14 protein-coding genes and 1 pseudogene are annotated in these 16,308 nt (G+C 63.2%); 11 read left to right on the plus strand and 4 right to left on the minus strand.

The window, feature by feature from the left end:
* Positions 1-2: 2 nt before the first annotated feature.
* Positions 3-695 (minus strand): FadR/GntR family transcriptional regulator, encoded by a 693-nt coding sequence (locus ACXJKE_RS21580; RefSeq protein ID WP_457282638.1) that lies wholly within the window; start codon positions 693-695, stop codon positions 3-5.
* 124 nt (positions 696-819) lie between these two features.
* On the opposite strand from ACXJKE_RS21580, the gene ACXJKE_RS21585 reads away from it, so the two are divergent.
* The 7 genes and pseudogenes from ACXJKE_RS21585 (at position 820) to ACXJKE_RS21615 (ending at position 7,332) form a co-directional block, all read left to right on the plus strand.
* Complete coding sequence (locus ACXJKE_RS21585) at positions 820-1,230, plus strand: helix-turn-helix domain-containing protein (protein ID WP_457282639.1); 411 nt, start codon at positions 820-822, stop codon at positions 1,228-1,230.
* Between the two features lie 66 nt (positions 1,231-1,296).
* Positions 1,297-1,449 (plus strand): annotated as a pseudogene (locus tag ACXJKE_RS21590) (dehydrogenase); the annotation flags it as partial.
* A 253-nt stretch (positions 1,450-1,702) separates the two neighbouring features.
* Positions 1,703-2,806: a sugar ABC transporter substrate-binding protein gene (locus tag ACXJKE_RS21595; protein ID WP_457282640.1), complete on the plus strand. Its 1,104-nt coding sequence runs from the start codon at positions 1,703-1,705 to the stop codon at positions 2,804-2,806.
* A gap of 74 nt (positions 2,807-2,880) precedes the next feature.
* Complete coding sequence (locus ACXJKE_RS21600; RefSeq protein ID WP_457282641.1) at positions 2,881-4,416, plus strand: sugar ABC transporter ATP-binding protein; 1,536 nt, start codon at positions 2,881-2,883, stop codon at positions 4,414-4,416.
* Complete coding sequence (locus ACXJKE_RS21605; protein WP_457282642.1) at positions 4,413-5,396, plus strand: ABC transporter permease; 984 nt, start codon at positions 4,413-4,415, stop codon at positions 5,394-5,396. The genes ACXJKE_RS21600 and ACXJKE_RS21605 overlap by 4 nt, the downstream gene beginning before the upstream one ends.
* Entirely contained in the window at positions 5,396-6,382 is a 987-nt protein-coding gene (locus ACXJKE_RS21610) for an ABC transporter permease (protein ID WP_457282643.1), read from the plus strand. Before ACXJKE_RS21605 ends, ACXJKE_RS21610 begins: the two co-directional genes overlap by 1 nt.
* Positions 6,383-6,384: 2 nt before the next feature.
* Positions 6,385-7,332, plus strand: a complete 948-nt coding sequence (locus ACXJKE_RS21615; RefSeq protein ID WP_457282644.1) for an SMP-30/gluconolactonase/LRE family protein — start codon at positions 6,385-6,387, stop codon at positions 7,330-7,332.
* An 84-nt stretch (positions 7,333-7,416) separates the two neighbouring features.
* Here the strand turns inward: ACXJKE_RS21615 and ACXJKE_RS21620 are convergent, their stop codons facing one another.
* Both ACXJKE_RS21620 and ACXJKE_RS21625 read right to left on the minus strand, forming a co-directional pair.
* Positions 7,417-8,394 (minus strand): ABC transporter substrate-binding protein, encoded by a 978-nt coding sequence (locus ACXJKE_RS21620; RefSeq protein ID WP_457282645.1) that lies wholly within the window; start codon positions 8,392-8,394, stop codon positions 7,417-7,419.
* Between the two features lie 86 nt (positions 8,395-8,480).
* Positions 8,481-9,479 (minus strand): NAD-dependent epimerase/dehydratase family protein, encoded by a 999-nt coding sequence (locus ACXJKE_RS21625; protein ID WP_457282646.1) that lies wholly within the window; start codon positions 9,477-9,479, stop codon positions 8,481-8,483.
* 626 nt (positions 9,480-10,105) lie between these two features.
* Here ACXJKE_RS21625 and ACXJKE_RS21630 point away from each other — a divergent pair.
* Positions 10,106-11,068: an amidohydrolase family protein gene (locus tag ACXJKE_RS21630; RefSeq protein ID WP_457282647.1), complete on the plus strand. Its 963-nt coding sequence runs from the start codon at positions 10,106-10,108 to the stop codon at positions 11,066-11,068.
* A gap of 21 nt (positions 11,069-11,089) precedes the next feature.
* Here the strand turns inward: ACXJKE_RS21630 and ACXJKE_RS21635 are convergent, their stop codons facing one another.
* Positions 11,090-12,283 carry a XylR family transcriptional regulator gene (locus ACXJKE_RS21635; protein ID WP_457282648.1) on the minus strand — a complete coding sequence of 398 codons (1,194 nt, stop codon included), beginning with the start codon at positions 12,281-12,283 and terminating at the stop codon, positions 11,090-11,092.
* A 155-nt stretch (positions 12,284-12,438) separates the two neighbouring features.
* Here ACXJKE_RS21635 and xylA point away from each other — a divergent pair, with 155 nt between their 5' ends.
* Genes xylA through ACXJKE_RS21650 form a run of 3 tightly spaced genes read left to right on the plus strand, consistent with a single transcriptional unit; the run spans position 12,439 to position 16,272 of the window.
* The gene (gene xylA / locus ACXJKE_RS21640) at positions 12,439-13,764 is read left to right on the plus strand and encodes a xylose isomerase (protein ID WP_457282649.1); all 1,326 of its coding nucleotides are present in this window, start codon (positions 12,439-12,441) and stop codon (positions 13,762-13,764) included.
* Positions 13,765-13,787: 23 nt separating this feature from the next.
* Positions 13,788-15,275, plus strand: a complete 1,488-nt coding sequence (locus ACXJKE_RS21645; protein WP_457282650.1) for a sugar ABC transporter ATP-binding protein — start codon at positions 13,788-13,790, stop codon at positions 15,273-15,275.
* Complete coding sequence (locus ACXJKE_RS21650; protein WP_457282702.1) at positions 15,262-16,272, plus strand: ABC transporter permease; 1,011 nt, start codon at positions 15,262-15,264, stop codon at positions 16,270-16,272. Before ACXJKE_RS21645 ends, ACXJKE_RS21650 begins: the two co-directional genes overlap by 14 nt.
* The last annotated feature ends 36 nt before the right edge of the window (positions 16,273-16,308 follow it).

Here is a 16,308-nt window from a genome sequence, read left to right on the forward strand (position 1 = left end):
GGTCAGTCCCCCACCCAACGCAGCTCGGAGGCGCGCAGATGGGCGAGCATGGCAGCCTGTGCGGCTATCGGATCGCGTGCATCCAGAGCGCTGAGAATAGCTTCATGTTCCTTCAGCGCAGCCTTCCAGGTGCGTGGGTTCTCGTATTTCGAAGACAGCTTGGCCGAGATCGGGCTGTGCCGTTCATCGAACAACTCGGCGATGATGCGGGCCATAACCGAATTACCACTCATCTGCGTGAGCGTCATGTGAAAGCGTCGATCAAGATCCAGCGGGGCGCGGTTGCGATCCGTTTCAGCCCTCATTCTCGTGACGATCGTCCTAAGCTGCTTGAGCTGCTCAGGGGTGCCGCGCGCGCAGGCAAGGATCACCACCGCGCTCTCCAGGGCGGAGCGCGTCTGCATCAGTTCCCTTGGGCTCTCGCCGAGTGCGGGTGTGGCCTTCCCGGAAGTGCGTTTAGGTTGAGGGCAGACGTAGACACCCGAGCCGCCACGGATCTCGACACTGCTCTGGACGTCCAGGGCAATCAATGCCTCGCGCAGCGAAGGGCGGGACACGCCCAGGAGCAATGCCAGCTCGCGCTCGGCCGGCAGACGGTCGCCGACCTGGAACGATCCTTTGGCGATCAATTCCCTGATCTGATCGGCGATCTGCTGATACAGGCGGCGGGGTTCGGCAGGCTTGGTAACTCTCATGACGGGGAAGGTGTAACGAAAGGATCATACCGTCGGGCGGTGCCCCTGCGTGGCCATGGCCGGTAAGTTGTGGTGGAAAAACCTTGTCTGGTCAGACCAAAATTGGTACATTCAAAAAATTGGCATGACCAAATTTATCAACCTTCAACGCTTCGATCTCGCTTCGATCCGGCTCGTGGTGCTTTGCGCCGAGTCCGGTTCATTGTCGGAAGCTGCGCGTCGCTGCCACTTGTCCCTGTCGGGCGCCAGCCACCGGCTGAAGGCTTTCGAGGACGCGGTCGGGGAGCCAGTCTTCCAGCGCCACCGCCGGGGACTGCGCATCACCATCCGTGGGCGCCACGTGGTGTACTGCGGCATGCAGCTTCTGGACTGGGTCGACCGCCTGGCCGGGCCGGCCTTGTTTGATGGCGAGATGCCGGAACTAATTTTGAACGGAATATCAGAGGCTGCGAAAGTACCGCTTCCGCTGCTGGGAGTCTCCCCAGGTTTTCCGAGATTCGAAAGCTCGCCGCCGAGAGTGGTCAGTCCAAATTAGCAAATATGTCGTTACCGGCCTGACCCCTGCACAAGGCCAATCATGCTGACGTGATCCGTGAAGGAACGCGGATTCCGGTTCCTCGCCCACGATGGAAAGTACATCCTCGTTTCCATCGTCCGCGACAGCATTACTCTCTCCGATCCTGAGTTCCACAAGCGCGAAGCCACGTTACTTGGCGGCCGCAACGCGACGGTCGAGGATTTCCGGACTGTCATGTCGACCCGCTCCTGGAGCTCGCCGCCCGTGTTGGCGTCGCAGGCAGGCTGACCCGCCTGCGGCGCCTTGGGTTCTGAGGGGCGATGCAGCCTTCGAAGCGGCGCAAGTCAAGGGAAAGCCCTGATGCGGTCCGTTATGGCCAGACCAAAAATGAATTGGTTAAGTTTTGGCCTGGCCAAATGCTTCGCGCAATCCTGCGCCGTTGTCAGCTCGCCGGCTTCAGAGACCGGCTTACTCTAAACAGGAGACAAGCATGCAAACGAGACGAGATATTCTGGCCGCGGGCGCGGCCGCAACACTGGCCGGCCTGGGCGCGCCGGCGCTGGCGCAGACCTACGAGCCGGCCTGCTTCAAGCCGTTCTCCGGCAACACCAAGACCATCCAGTATCCGGCCAAGAAGGGGCCGTACCGTATCGCGCTGGCCAATGGTTATGCCGGCAACAGCTGGCGCATCCAGATGATCAAGTCGCTGAAGGCTTATGCAGCAACGCCGGAGATGAAGCAGCACATCAAGGAGCTGAAGGTCGTGTCCACCGGCACGGACGTGGCTGCGCAACTTGGTGCCATCGACAACTTCATCAATGCGGGCTTCGACGCCATCCTCACGATCGCGGTGTCGCCCACCTCGTTCAAGCCGGTGATCAAGCGCGCCAAGGAGGCCGGTGTCGTGCTGATCCCGTTCGACAATGTGCTCGACACCGACGAGGTGATTCAGGTGAACGAAGACCAGCTGGAGATGGGCCGCCTGATGGGCCGCTGGCTGGAGAAAAATGGCGTGACCAGCGGCAAGGTGCTGGAGATCCGCGGCCTGCCGGGCAACTCGGTGGACCGCGACCGCCACCTGGGTTTCCGCGAGATCATGGACAAGCACAAGCAGGTCCAGATCATCGAAGTGGTGGGCAACTGGGACGACGGCACTTCGCAGAAGGTAGCGGCCGACGCGATTGCCGTGCATGGCCGCTTCAACGGCATCTACACGCAGGCTGGATCCAACGGCACCATTCGTGCGCTGATCGAGGCCAAGCACCCGTTCGTGCCGATCGGTGCGGAAGGGGAAAATGGCTTTCGCAAGATGGTCTATCAGCACCATAAGGACGGCCTCAAAGGCGCTTCGGCCGCGCAGTCTCCTGGCCTGGTCTCCGTGGCCCTGAAGGCGGCCATCGCCGCACTGCAAGGCCAAAAGCTGCCGCAGTACATCTCGGTGCCCATTCCCTACGTGGAATACCAGAACATGGCACCCGGCAAGAACTTCTACCCGGATTTGCCCGACACCTTCTACGTGGCCAACGAGTTTCCGCCTTGCAACATCAACCTGACGGCGCCGGACATCATGAAGCAGAGCGAGGGAAATACCTGAGATCAGCCTTGGAGTTTTAACGCCGGGCTGTGTGGCCGCGCCCGGCTTTTTCCTGTTTGGAGGCTTTTCTTTTCGTGACCCAGAAACTCTTGCTCGAACTCCAGGGCATCACCAAGCACTACGGCGGCGTATGTGCGCTTGACAGCGCGGACTTTGCTTGTACGGCAGGTGAAATCCACGCTGTTCTGGGCGAGAACGGTGCCGGCAAGTCGACCTTGATCAAGATCATCGCCGGCGTCGTTCAGCCCGACGCGGGTCGCATCCTGCTGGACGGCAAGGAACTGCGGCTGGACTCTCCGAACGCCGCGCGCGAGCGCGGCATCGTCTGCGTGTTCCAGGAACTGTCGCTGGTCCCGGACTTGTCCGTGTGCGACAACATTTTCCTGTCCAGGCCCCCGATGAAGTACGGCCTGATCGACGCCAGGACTCAGCAAGAGCGAGCTACCGAGCTACTCTCCTTGCTGGGTTGCGGCGACATCCATCCCATGGACCGCGTGCGCGACCTGCCGCTATCCCGCCGGCAGGTCGTCGAAATTGCCAAGGCGCTAGGTGCGCAGCCGCGCCTGCTCATCCTGGACGAGGCGACCTCCGCCCTCAGCAGCGAAGACGTGGAACGCCTGTACCGCCTGCTCTTCAGTCTGCGAGACCAGGGCGTCGCAGCGCTGTTCATCTCGCACCGCATGCACGAGGTCAAGGCGCTCGCCGGTACCTGTTCGGTCTTTCGCAGTGGTCGCCGCGTCGACACGTTTGCCAACGGCACGCGGACCGACGCTGAAGTGGTGCAACTCATGATCGGTCGTGACGTCGCCAAGTCGTACCCGCCCAAGACCGGTCCGGCCACGGATGCGCGACCGGCTGTCACGGTCAAGTCCTTGAGCTGGGAGCCCAGCCTCCGGGACATTTCGCTGGAGATTCTGCGAGGCGAGATCGTCGGCCTGGGAGGGCTGGACGGACAGGGGCAGCGCGAATTGCTGCTGGCGCTTTTCGGCGTGCTTAAGGGTGTGCACGGCGAAATCGAGGTTTTTGGTCAACCGGTCACCAATCTGACGCCACACATATGCAAGCAACCCGGGCTGGGGATTGCCCTCATCCCGGAGGATCGCAAGACCGAAGGGTTGGTCTTGCCCATGAGTATCCGTGAGAATGCGAGCCTTGCCCGGCTGGAGGCGCTCACGCGCTACGGCTTGCTGAGCCCGGGGGGCGAGCAGGCGGCCGTGGCGCAGATGGTGGACAAGTTGCGCATCAAGATCGGTTCCGTGGAAGACCCGGTGCAGACCTTGTCCGGCGGCAACCAGCAGAAGGTGGTGATCGCCAAGTGGCTGATGACCCAGCCGCGCGTGCTCCTGCTGAACGATCCCACACGCGGCATCGATGTGGCCACCAAGCAGGAAATCTATGTCCTGTTGCGCCAGCTTGCTTCCCAGGGCGTGGCCATCCTGCTCTACTCCACCGACTACGAAGAACTGATCGGCCTGGCGGACCGCATCCTGATCATGTACGAAGGACGCATCGCGCGCACGCTTGTCGGGGAGGAGATCACCGAGCAGGCGATTGTGGCCTCATCCCTCAACGTATCCCTCGCTTCAACCGAACCGGAGGCCGTCACATGAACAGGGAAGAATGGCTGCGAGGGCTGCGCCGCAACAGTGGTCCGCTGAGTGCGCTGGTGGTGTTCATCCTGATGTTTTCGCTGTACCTGCTGGAGCATCCGCGCTCGATATCGGTCGGCATCGTCACCACGGCCTCGAACAAGGCGGCGCTGCTGGCCATCGTTGCGATGGCCCAGACCCTGCCTGTCATCACGCGCGGCCTGGACCTCTCCGTGGGGATGGTGATGGTGCTCACCAGTTGCCTGGCCTCCGTCGTGGTGAACGGTGCGCCTTGGCAAGTGGCACTCGGGGTGGTGCTGGTATTGGCCTCCGGGGCGGCGGCCGGTGCCCTGAATGGTGCAATCGTCGTATTCGGGCGCCTGCAGCCGATCATCGTCACGCTCGCCACGGGCGCAGTGTTCTTCGGCCTGGCCTTGCTGCTGCGTCCTGCGCCGGGCGGGGAGGTCAGCGAGGGCTTGTCAGACGCGCTGACCGGTCGTCTCTTCGGCACGATTCCCACAACGCTGGTGTTGCTGGCCGTGGTCATCGTGCTGGGCTGGATGCCCTTCAGGCGCACGGTCATCGGCCGCGCCTGTTATGCCGTGGGGTCGTCCGAGCAGGCGGCTTATCTTTCGGGCGTTCCGTCGCAGCGGGCCAAATTCATCGCGTACACCGCCGCGGGACTGCTTTCAGGGCTTGCCGGGTTGCTGCTGTCGCTGATCTCCCTGTCGGGCGAGGCCAGCTCGCCGCAGGCGGGCCTGTACACCCTCAATTCCATCGCGGCGGTCGTGATCGGCGGAACCTCGCTCTATGGGGGCGCAGGGGGCATGGTGGGATCGGTGTTGGGTGCCTTCGTGTTGCGCACCATTGGCGACCTGCTGTTCGTGTTCAATGCGCCTGCGCTTTGGCAGCCGCTGTTCGAAGGACTCATCCTTCTGGCTGCTGTGTGCGTCGGCGCGCTGCACGTGCTTCGCCTGCGAAACCGCCTGGACCTGTTCTGATGACCAGCCTCTCCGTTGACACTCCGCGCTCCTCCGCCACCAGCAAGCGTGTGTTCCAGCGACTGCTGTTGAATCCGCCGGCCATGGTGGCCCTGTGTTCGCTGGCCCTTCTGCTGGCCGCCAGCGTCGTCAACAGCAACTTCCTGATGCCGGGCTACCTGCTGCTGCAACTGCAGATCGCCGCCTTCCTTGGCATCACAGCCGCCGGGCTCATGGCCGTCATCCTGTTGGGCCACATTGACCTGTCGGTGCCCTGGACCATCACCACCGGGGCAATGATGGCCGCCGCCGCGGGCGCCACCTATGGCGCCGGCTGGGCGATCCCCGCAGGCATCGCCTGCGGCGCGTTGATCGGCCTGGTCAATGGGTTGGGGGTGGCGATCCTGCGCATCCCTTCGATGATTTTCACGCTGGGCGCGAACGCCGTGCTGCAGGGCCTGATGGTCCTTTACTCAGGCGGGCATGCACCGGTGCACGGCGCTACCGAGCTGATGCGTGCACTGGGCGTCGGCAGGACGTTTGGCGTGCCCAATGCCGTGTGGACCTGGGTGGCCGTCTCATTGCTGTTCTACCTGGTGCTGACGCGCACTGCCATCGGTCGCTACGTGTACATCATCGGCAACACCGAGCGCGCCGCCTACCTGTCCGGCGTGCGCACCGGCAAAGTCATCGTGCTGTGCTTCGTGGCCTGCGGGGCTCTGGCAGCGCTCGCCGGCATACTGCTCGCCGGCTACTCGGCCAACGCCTACCAGGCCATGGGTGATCCCTACGTACTGCCCGCGATCGCCGCGGTCGTGCTGGGCGGCACCAACATCCTGGGCGGCCGCGGCAGCTACCTGGGCACCGTTGCAGGCGTAGTGTTCATCGTGCTGCTGCAAAGCGTGCTTGCGGTGCTGCAGATGCCCGAGGCGGGCCGCCAGATCATTTACGGCGCGCTGATCCTGTGCATGCTGCTGCTGTATGGCCGTTCGGCCAGGGTGAGGTGATCTTGGCTGACCGCTATGGCATCCGGGGCGATTTCCTGCTGCACGATGTGCGTTTTCGCGGACTGGTTCCGCCGAACGGGTTTGTAGAAAAGCTCTTCACCGGCACGCGTTGGGCGGAGGGCCCCGTGTATTTTCCGGCCGGCGACTTCCTGCTGTTCAGCGACATCCCCAACAACCGCGTCCTGCGGTGGGTGCCTGACGGCGCAGGCGAGGGCAACGTAGTAGAGTTTCGCAGGCCCTCCAACTTCGCCAACGGCCATACGCGTGATGGCGAAGGCCGCCTGATCAGCTGCGAGCATGGCACGCGCTGCGTCAGCCGCACCGAGCTCGATGGCGGGCGCATCGTGATCGCAAGCGCCTTTGAAGGCAAGCGGCTGAACTCGCCGAATGACGCCGTTGTCGCGCCCGATGGCGCCGTGTGGTTCTCCGACCCGACCTACGGGATCCTGTCCGATTACGAGGGTTATGCGGCCGAGCCCGAGTACGGTGGCCGCTACGTGTTCCGGGTCGACGCCGGGAGCGGGCGAATGGAAGCTGCCGCCACGGACTTCGTGCAGCCCAATGGATTGGCGTTTTCTCCGGACGGCACCCTGCTGTATGTGGCGGATTCCGGGGCATCGCATGATCCGCAGGGGCCACGACACATTCGGGTGTTTGACGTGGCAGCCGGCGGCCGGCTGCGAGGCGGCGAAGTCTTCGCCACCGTGGATGCGGGCATACCGGACGGCCTTCGCGTAGACCTGCGCGGCAATGTGTGGACCAGCGCCGGAGACGGCGTGCATTGCTTCTCGCCGCAGGGCGAACTGCTCGGCCGGATCCTCGTTCCCGAGCCGGTGGCCAATGTAGAGTTCGGCGGGCCGCGAGGTAACCGCCTTTTCATCACGGCCACGACGTCGCTATACGCCTGCTACCTGGCGACGTCTGGTGTCTGGGCACGCAGCCTGGTGTAGCTCACGACGTCGCGGCGACTCTGAGAATGATGAGCCGCAGCTGGGCCCGCCGCTGTGGCTTGCAGCGGGCCCCGACTGTCAGTGTCAATACTTGCGGTTCGGGAATTCCTTGGCAGCCACTTCGGCCGGGAACACGCCCTCGATCGACTTGATCCAGCGTGGCAGCGTTTGCCCCGAGGCGGCTTTGGCTGCCGCTTCCATCAGCTGGGGACCAAGCAGGGGGTTGCACTCCACGCTGACATTCATCTTGCCGGCGATCATCGCCTCGAAGGCGCCCTTGACCGCATCCACGCCGATTACCAGGATATCCTTGCCCGGCTTCAGGCCCGCTTCCTCGATGGCCTGAATCGCGCCGATGGCCATGTCGTCGTTGTGCGCGTACAGCACGTTGACCTTCTTGCCTTCAGCCTTGAGGAAGGCCTCCATGACTTCCTTGCCCTTGGCGCGGGTGAAGTCGGCGGTCTGCGAGCGGATGATCTTGTAGCGCGGATTGGCTTTGAGCCCTTCCTCGAAGCCTTTCTTCCGTTCGATCGCGGGATCGGAGCCCACGGTGCCCTGCAGTTCGACGATGTTCACGTCGCCCGTGGTGTTCTTGGTGTTATCAAGCAACCACTGGGCGGCGCGCCGGCCTTCCTCGACGAAGTCCGAACCCACGAAGGTGGTCCAGGTGGAGGGATCCTTCACCACCACACTGCGGCTTTCCAGAATGACGGGGATCTTGGCGGACTTGGCCTCCCGCAGCACGGTATCCCAGCCCGTCGTGACGAGCGGCGCGAGGATGATGACGTCCACCTTCTGGGCGATGAAGGACCGGATTGCCTTGATCTGGTTCTCCTGCTTCTGCTGTGCGTCAGAGAACTTCAGTTCATAGCCGGCCGCGCTGGCAGCGGCCTTGACGGAGTCCGTATTGGCTGTGCGCCACTCGCTTTCGGCGCCGGTCTGCGCGAAGCCGATCACCAGCTTCTTGCCTTTCGCCTGGCTCCAGGCCGGTGTCGCCCAAGCGTATGCCAGGCCGGCGGCCGCCATGATGGCGGCAAAGCTGCGTCGTTTCATCGGGTTCATCTTGTGTCTCCTGTCTTCGTATCTGTTCGATCGGGTGCAGCACTCTTGCCTTACTGACCGCCCGGTGCTGTGGCGGGCGGCTGAACTCAGCCGGGATACCAGACCATGCGAGGGTCGTCGGGCGCTCGTTGGTACGTCCACGCGGACTCGACCATCCGGGCCATGTCGAACTGGGGGCGCCAGCCCAGCAGGAACTTCGCCTTGGTGTTGTCCAGCCACGTGGAGTGGTAGGGTGTGCGGACTGGCACGAGCGGCAGGCCCCGCGTGCGTGCCAGGTATGTGCCAAGCTCGCCATAGTCGAGTGGCTCGTCCATGCACACGTTCATCAGTTGCTGCCGGGCGCGTGGTGCGTCCAGGGCCAGCAAGATGGCATCCACAAGATCGCATACATGGACGAAGTTGCGCTTCACCGGTTGCCCATCCGGATCAAGCATCACCGGGACGGCGCCGCTGCGTACATGGTCGCGCGCTTCGCTCTGTGTCACCAGGTCCCGCCAGCGCGGGCCTCCGAACACGTCGTCGCCGAAGGACAAGGTGAAGCGGAAATCGTCTTTCTCCATGATCCAGGGTGCACGCAGGCAGCAGCCGTTCAGGTCATACTGGGCCTGGTACTGCTGGAGCATTACTTCTTCCAGTACTTTGGACAGGGCATAGCATCCAGGGTAGGCGGTATGCGGCTGGCTTTCTACCACCGGTACGGGGTGCGCGTAGTGGAAATGCCCGACAGCGGCGTCGCCGCCGACCAGCACGAATTGCCGGAAGGTGGTGCTTGTCCGGCAGCCCTCGAGCAACCAGAACATGCCCTTGACGGCGACATCCATCACCTCGTCCGGCGTTTCCTTGCTTGTGGCCAGGTGCAGCACGTGTGTCACGCCTTCGAGCGCGCGCTGCACGTCCGCGCGATCCTGAATGGAGCCCCGCACGCACTCCAGGCGTTCGCGGGGCTGCAACACACGGTTGTGGCAGAGCGCCCGCACGCGGAAGCGCTCGAGACTGGCGTCCTCCAGTACTCGCTGGATGAACGCGCGGCCCACCTTGCCGGTGGCACCCGTGACGAGAAGGAGTCCGGAAGAAGGTGGTTGCATTCGGGCCCTCTGAATGGCGCGGATGATAGCAAGCCGGCCCTGCTTTGGCGATCATGTTTTGGGCTTGATCCATACACGAATTCGTATGGGTTGCAACCTATATCGATTCCGGAGTTGTCCTCCTGGCTGTGCGCTTCAGAGGAGAAAAGACTTCGCTGCAAACGACATGGCGAAGCCAGCAGGAAAGAAAGTGGACTTGGCCTCGGGCGCGAGCCTTCACCGATTAGAGAGGGTGGCGGCTCTCTACGACGCCGGCGCCGTCCCTGTTTCTCGCCGGGTCACTGCGTTCGGGCGCTTGCACCGAGTGAAAACCACTTGCCGGGGAGGTGCCGGTTATTTCCGATCCATCGTTGCTTCTCTGTGGGCTTCGCGGGTCTGCGGTGTTGGTTGGTCAGGCCAATATTGACACATATGTAATATTGGTCTTACCCTGATCCGCGATCCTGCCGGAGACGTGTCACCGTCCAATGGCGTCTCGATCAGCGTCAACACTGTGTCAGCCATCACTGACTTACCGTATGACAGGGTTCGTTCCGGAACACCCATCAACCCGACAAGGAGGGGACCATGAAGGAGACAGTAAGCAAAGGCCTGAGGCACTGTGCGGCAGCAGCGGCGGCGCTGGCATGACGTGGCTCGCAACGGCGCGCGGGGGGCGTGGTGCCGTCGATCAGGCGCTGCAGGCTGCGATCGAATCCGCCGAACGCAACGCCTCGCCCGGCAAACGGCCCATCGTCGAGACACATATTCATTTCTGGCAGATGACGCGGCCCGGCGGTGTGCCATGGCCCACAGCGGCGGAAGGGCCGATCTTCCGCGACGTGCTGCCGCCGGAGTACAGCGCATTCGCCAGGTCCCAGGGCGTGGTGGCGGCCGGGATCGTGGAAGCGAGCGGCATTGTTCAGGACAACCGGTGGGTCCTCGACCTCACCAAGAACGATCCGTTTTACGCGTTCTTCGTCGGGAATCTCGAGATTGGCGCGCCGAACTTTTCCGCTGACCTCACGCGTTTCGCAGCTGACCCGCGCTTTGTGGGAATCCGCGGCTATCTCACCGGCCCGGCTGAGGGCATCACGCTCAGCGCGGCACAGCTCACCAGCCTGCGCGACCTGGCAGCGCGCGGTATGACGCTCGACATCATCAGCCGGGGGACCAGGAACCCGAAGAGCCAGGTGCAGGCGCTTTGTACCGCGGTGCCCAATCTGCGCGTCATCATCGACCATTTGGGCGGCGCAACCGGGCCGGCGGTGGACCCCGCCTGGGCGTCCGACGTTCGTCACCTCGCCAGCGACTGCCCGAATCTGTACATGAAGTTTTCGTCGTTCTATGACATGTACGCTCCCGGCGACGTGGTTTTTCCGTCTCCCACCGACCTCGCTTCGTACAAGCCGCACTTCGACGTGCTGATGTCCGCGTTCGGCAAGGACCGCCTGATCTGGGGCAGCAACTGGCCGGTAATCACCCTGCACGGGACTTTCGAAGCCCAGATCGCTGTCGCCGAGGCGTATCTGGCCCCGTTCGGTGCCGGCGTGCGCGACAAAGTGATGTTCAAGAACGCCCTCGCGTTCTATCGCCGGCACAAGGCGTAGCGGACCAGAGAAACTGCCGGCTCAGCTCCGACGGCTTTCCCGCCACGAAGCCGGCGTTGCTCCCAGTTCCCGTTTGAACACTGTATTGAGGTACTGGACGGAACGAAAGCCGCTCGCCCGCGCGATGTCATCGATGCCCATTTGCGTGTTGCTGAGCAACTGAAAGCAACGCTGCAACTTGTACAGCAGGATTTCGTCGTGGACGGAGCGCTTCAACTCGCGGCGAAAGTACATCTCCAGCGATGAGCGCGAAAGCCCCACCGTTTCGGCAACCTGCTCCGTCTTGATGCCCTGGCAGGCGTATTGACGGATGTAATGGAGAGCACGCATCACGGTTGCGCTGTGTTCGACGTCGCGCGCGGTGGACGCGCGCGAATGCACGCCAGCCGGGGGCACGACCACACGCACGTCGTTCACCGGCGAGCCGCTCAGGGCTTGGTGCAACAGGTGCGCCGCGCGATGGCCCATTTCGTGGGTTCCCTGGCTGACCGAGCTGAGCTGGATTCTCGTCAGGTGCTGGCCCAGTGTGTCGTTATCGATCCCGATGATGGCGACTTCGTCGGGAACTGCGATTGCGCCGACGATGCAAGCCTGCAGCACCTGCCGTGCGCGCGCGTCTGTGACGGCGACTATGCCAACGGGCTTGGGCAGGCTTTGCAGCCAGGAGAGCAGTTTCCTTGTCGCGCTGCCCCATGTGGGCGCGCTGGTTGCCAGGCCCCGGTGGATCTCACCAGCCAACCCATCGCGGGCAAGGCGGGCAGTGAACGCTTTTTCGCGCTCCTGGGCCCAACGGTTGAGTGGCGATTCCGGCAGGCTGTAGCAGGCAAAACGAGAAAGCCCGGACTCCACCAGGTGGGTCAGCGCATGCGCGACCAGTTCGCGGTTGTCCGTCGCAACATACGGCACATCGACGGGGTAGCACGCTGGATCCTCGTAGGAGCCCCCGACGGCGACGACAGGTACGCGTACTCCTGTGAGGGCATGCGCCACGGCCGGATCGTCGTAGTCCGCGATGATCCCGTCGCCGTCCCAGTCGTGGATGCCGTCAAGCCGAAAGCGGAAATCCTCTTCAAGGAAGAGATCCCAGGCGACGCGCGTGTGGTTCACATAGTCGCCGATGCCCGTGATGATCTCACGGTCGTACACCTTGCTCGCATGGAAGAGCAATGCCACGCGCAGCACGGTGGGGCCACTTTGACGTAATGACGATTTCATGGTCGGGTCGGTTGACCATGAGGATACCGGCATATCGGACAGATTGCTGCGCTGCAGAAAGCAATTTCGCAAGCTGCCCTCGCAAATTTCGCAATCGCGGGCGGAGGCCGGCGGTTCTAGGATGGTGCCATTGGAAGCTGTTACCCACCACAAACATGAACTTTCTCGAATCCATCGCACCCGTACGCTATGAAGGCCCTCAGGCCACGACGCCCCTGGCCTACCGTCACTATGACGCCAGTGCCGTCGTGCTAGGCAAGCCGATGGCACAGCACCTGCGGCTTGCCGTCTGCTACTGGCACACTTTCGTGTGGCCCGGCAGCGATGTCTTCGGACAAGGCACGTTTGCGCGGCCCTGGCATGCCGGTGGAGACGAGTTGACGATGGCGCGGAAGAAAGCGGACGCAGCCTTTGGCCTGATTTCCCGGCTCGATGTCCCGTTCTACACTTTCCATGACACCGATGTGGCGCCGGAAGGCGCGAACCTGGCCGAGTACCGCAGCAATCTGTCCGCGATGGTGGATGTGCTCGCCCAGAAGCAGAAAGAAACCGGCATTTCGCTGCTATGGGGGACTGCCAACCTGTTCAGCCACCCCCGCTACGCAGCCGGCGCAGCGAGCAACCCGGACCCCGACGTCTTCGCGTACGCGGCGACGCAGGTTTTCAGCGCACTCAATGCCACCCAGCAGCTTGGCGGTGCCAACTACGTGATGTGGGGTGGGCGCGAAGGCTATGACACCCTGCTCAATACCGATCTGCAGCGCGAGCGCCAGCAGCTGGGCCGATTCATGCAATTGGTGGTGAACCACAAACACAAGATCGGTTTCAAAGGGCAACTGCTTATCGAGCCCAAGCCGCTGGAGCCGACCAAGCACCAATACGACTTCGACAGCGCCACTGTGTATGGCTTCCTGAAGGAGTTCGGCCTGGAAAAGGAGATCAAGCTCAACATCGAGGCCAATCACGCCACGTTGGCGGGCCACAGCTTCCAGCACGAGATCGCAACCGCTGCCTCCCTCGGAATTTTCGGCAGCATCGATGCCAACCGTGGCGACCCGCAGAACGGATGGGACACCGACCAGTTTCCCAACAGTGTGGAGGACCTCACGCTGGCACTCTACGAAGTCCTCCGCGCCGGCGGCATCGGCAGTGGCGGGTTCAACTTCGACGCGAAAGTGCGGCGCCAAAGCATGGATCCGGTTGACATTCTGCACGGGCATGTGGGTGCGATCGATGCGCTGGCGCTGGCACTCAAGAGTGCCGCGCGTTTGATGGAGTCCCGCGAGCTTGAGCAGTTCCGCCAGCAGCGCTACGCGAACTGGGACGGTGAACTGGGGCGGCGCATCATCACTGGCGACATGAGCCTCAGCCAGCTCGCCGAACATGCCTTCGTCAACGATCTTCGGCCCAAGCCTGTGAGCGGCCGTCAGGAGTGGCTGGAAAACCGGGTCAATGCCGCGATCTTCGCCGGCGCGGCCTGAAGAACCGAACGCAGGAGCACTCAGTGAGTTTGACGGTCGGCTTCAAAGACGTGAGCAAGAGCTTCGGCCCCGTGCAGGTACTGCATGGGGTCAGTTTCGAACTCGCACCGGGCCGGGTGTACGGGGTGCTTGGAGAAAACGGCGCCGGCAAGTCGACGCTGATGAAAATCCTGGCCGGCTATGAGGCCGCCAGTGAGGGTGTGGTAGAGGTGGGCGGGCATGTCGTACGTTTCAAGGGGCCGCGCGAGGCCGAAGCGGCCGGTGTGGTGATGATCCATCAGGAATTCAACCTTGCTGATGACCTCACCATTGCGCAGAACATATTCCTCGGCCATGAGCGCAAGCGCTACGGGCTGCTGGATGAAGACCTGATGGCCAGGGAGGCGGGCGCCGCATTGCGTCAGGTTGGCCTGAATTGCAGCCCCGCGCGCCGCGTGGGCGACCTCATCGTGGCCGAGAAACAGCTGGTGGAGATCGCACGCGCGCTCAGCCGGCGCGCGCGCGTACTGGTGATGGACGAGCCCACCGCCACATTGACGCCTTCCGAGACCGAGCGCCTGTTTTCCCTCATCGGGCAATTGAGAGCGGCAGGCTCCACCATCCTCTATATTTCCCACAAGCTGGACGAAGTCGAACGCATCACCGACGAGGTGGTCGTCATGCGCGACGGTCGCTTCGTGGCTCGCCGGTCCACGCAGAGCGTGACACGCCAGCAGATGGCCAGCCTGATGGTGGGGCGCGAACTGGCCGATCTCTTTCCGGGCAGGCTTCCCGTGGCGGCCGGCGCGCCCGTCCTGCTGGACGTGAAAGGACTGACCGTACCCGGGTGGTGCCACGACGCAAGTTTCCAGGTGCGCGCCGGGGAGGTGCTTGGCTTTGCAGGGCTGGTCGGTGCGGGCCGGACCGAGCTGTTCGAAGGGCTCCTGGGGTTGCGCCCCTCCAGCGCGGAATCTGTGCAGGTAGCGGACAAAACCTGGATGCGGCGCAATCCGCGTTCGGCCGCACGGCTGGGGCTCACGTATCTCAGCGAGGACCGCAAGACGCGTGGCCTGCACCTGCGCATGGGGCTGGCGCAGAACCTCACGCTGATGGCGCTGGAGCGTTATGCGAAGCCGCTGCTCGACCCGCAGCGGGAACAGGCAGCCCTCGTGGCCGCGACCACGGCATTTGGCATCCGCACGCAACGCTCTGACATACCGGCTTCCGCCCTGTCCGGCGGCAACCAGCAGAAGCTGGCGCTCGCGCGGGTGTTACAGCCCGATCCCAAAGTCGTGGTGCTGGATGAACCGACGCGAGGAGTTGACGTCGGCGCCAAGCGCGATATCTATTTCCTGATCCAGCGGCTGGCCAGCGAAGGCCGCGGGATCATCGTCGTGTCCTCCGAGCTGCTCGAGCTGATCGGGTTATGTCATCGCGTCCTTGTGATGCGCCAGGGAAGGCTCACTGCCGAGCTCGCGCAGGATCAGCTGTCCGAAGAACTGTTGATTGCCCATGCAACTGGAACCCACTGATACCGCCGCCGCTCCAGTGCCTGTCGCCAGGCCGGCACTGCGCAAATGGCCCTCTTTCACGGGAGCCGGGCCACTGGCCGGGTTGGCACTTATGTGCATCGCGGGTGCGATTCTCAACGAGAACTTCGCCAGCCTCGACAATGCGATGAACGTGCTCACCCGCACGGCTTTCATCGGAATCATCGCGGTGGGGATGTGCTTCGTCATCATTTCCGGCGGCATCGATCTCTCGGTGGGATCCATGGCCGCGCTGATTGCGGGCAGCACGATCCTGCTGATGAATGCGACAGCAGGCGCCGGCTGGAACCCCATGGCGGCCGTGGTGACCGGCATGGCCTTCGCAGTCGTACTTGGCGCACTGTTCGGCTTGGGCCACGGGCTGCTCATCAGCAAGGGTCGTATCGAGCCTTTCATCGTGACGCTGGGAACGCTGGGCATCTTCCGCGCGTACCTGACCTACTTCTCCAACGGCGGCGCCATCACGCTCGACAGTGCACTGGTCGATGTTTACAGCCCGGTGTATTACGGCAGCTGGCTGGGGGTGCCGGTGCCCGTGTGGGTATTCGCCGCTGTCGCTTTGCTGGGAGGCCTCGTTCTCAACCGCACTGCCTTTGGCCGTTACGTTCAGGCCATCGGTTCCAACGAGCAGGTTGCGCGCTACGCGGCCGTCGAGGTGGACCGCGTCAAGGTTCTCACATACATGTTGCTGGGCATTTGCGTGGGTATTGCCACCGTGCTCTATGTGCCGCGCCTGGGTTCGGCCTCGCCGAGCACCGGGCTGCTGTGGGAGCTGGAAGCCATCGCTGCGGTCATCGTCGGAGGCACTGCCTTGCGTGGCGGCGCCGGCGGCATCACCGGCACCGTAATCGGCGCCGTGCTGCTCTCGGTGATCGGCAACATCCTCAATCTGACCAGCATCATCAGTGTGTACCTGAACGCGGCTGTGCAGGGCTTCGTGATCATCGCCGTCGCGTTCTTCCAGCGCGGGCGCAAGTAACCGGTTCCCCACAGGTGGCAAGGCTGCCGTTTCTCA

The sequence above is a fragment of the Polaromonas sp. P5_D5 genome, assembly GCF_054049435.1.

Excerpts from the sequence above, each read along its gene's own strand:
- ACXJKE_RS21580 (WP_457282638.1), bottom strand. The coding sequence starts at position 695 with ATGAGAGTTACCAAGCCTGCCGAACCCCGCCGCCTGTATCAGCAGATC.
- ACXJKE_RS21585 (WP_457282639.1), top strand. The coding sequence starts at position 820 with ATGACCAAATTTATCAACCTTCAACGCTTCGATCTCGCTTCGATCCGG.
- ACXJKE_RS21595 (WP_457282640.1), top strand. The coding sequence starts at position 1,703 with ATGCAAACGAGACGAGATATTCTGGCCGCGGGCGCGGCCGCAACACTG.
- ACXJKE_RS21605 (WP_457282642.1), top strand. The coding sequence starts at position 4,413 with ATGAACAGGGAAGAATGGCTGCGAGGGCTGCGCCGCAACAGTGGTCCG.
- ACXJKE_RS21610 (WP_457282643.1), top strand. The coding sequence starts at position 5,396 with ATGACCAGCCTCTCCGTTGACACTCCGCGCTCCTCCGCCACCAGCAAG.
- ACXJKE_RS21620 (WP_457282645.1), bottom strand. The coding sequence starts at position 8,394 with ATGAACCCGATGAAACGACGCAGCTTTGCCGCCATCATGGCGGCCGCC.
- ACXJKE_RS21625 (WP_457282646.1), bottom strand. The coding sequence starts at position 9,479 with ATGCAACCACCTTCTTCCGGACTCCTTCTCGTCACGGGTGCCACCGGC.
- ACXJKE_RS21630 (WP_457282647.1), top strand. The coding sequence starts at position 10,106 with ATGACGTGGCTCGCAACGGCGCGCGGGGGGCGTGGTGCCGTCGATCAG.
- ACXJKE_RS21635 (WP_457282648.1), bottom strand. The coding sequence starts at position 12,283 with ATGAAATCGTCATTACGTCAAAGTGGCCCCACCGTGCTGCGCGTGGCA.
- xylA (WP_457282649.1), top strand. The coding sequence starts at position 12,439 with ATGAACTTTCTCGAATCCATCGCACCCGTACGCTATGAAGGCCCTCAG.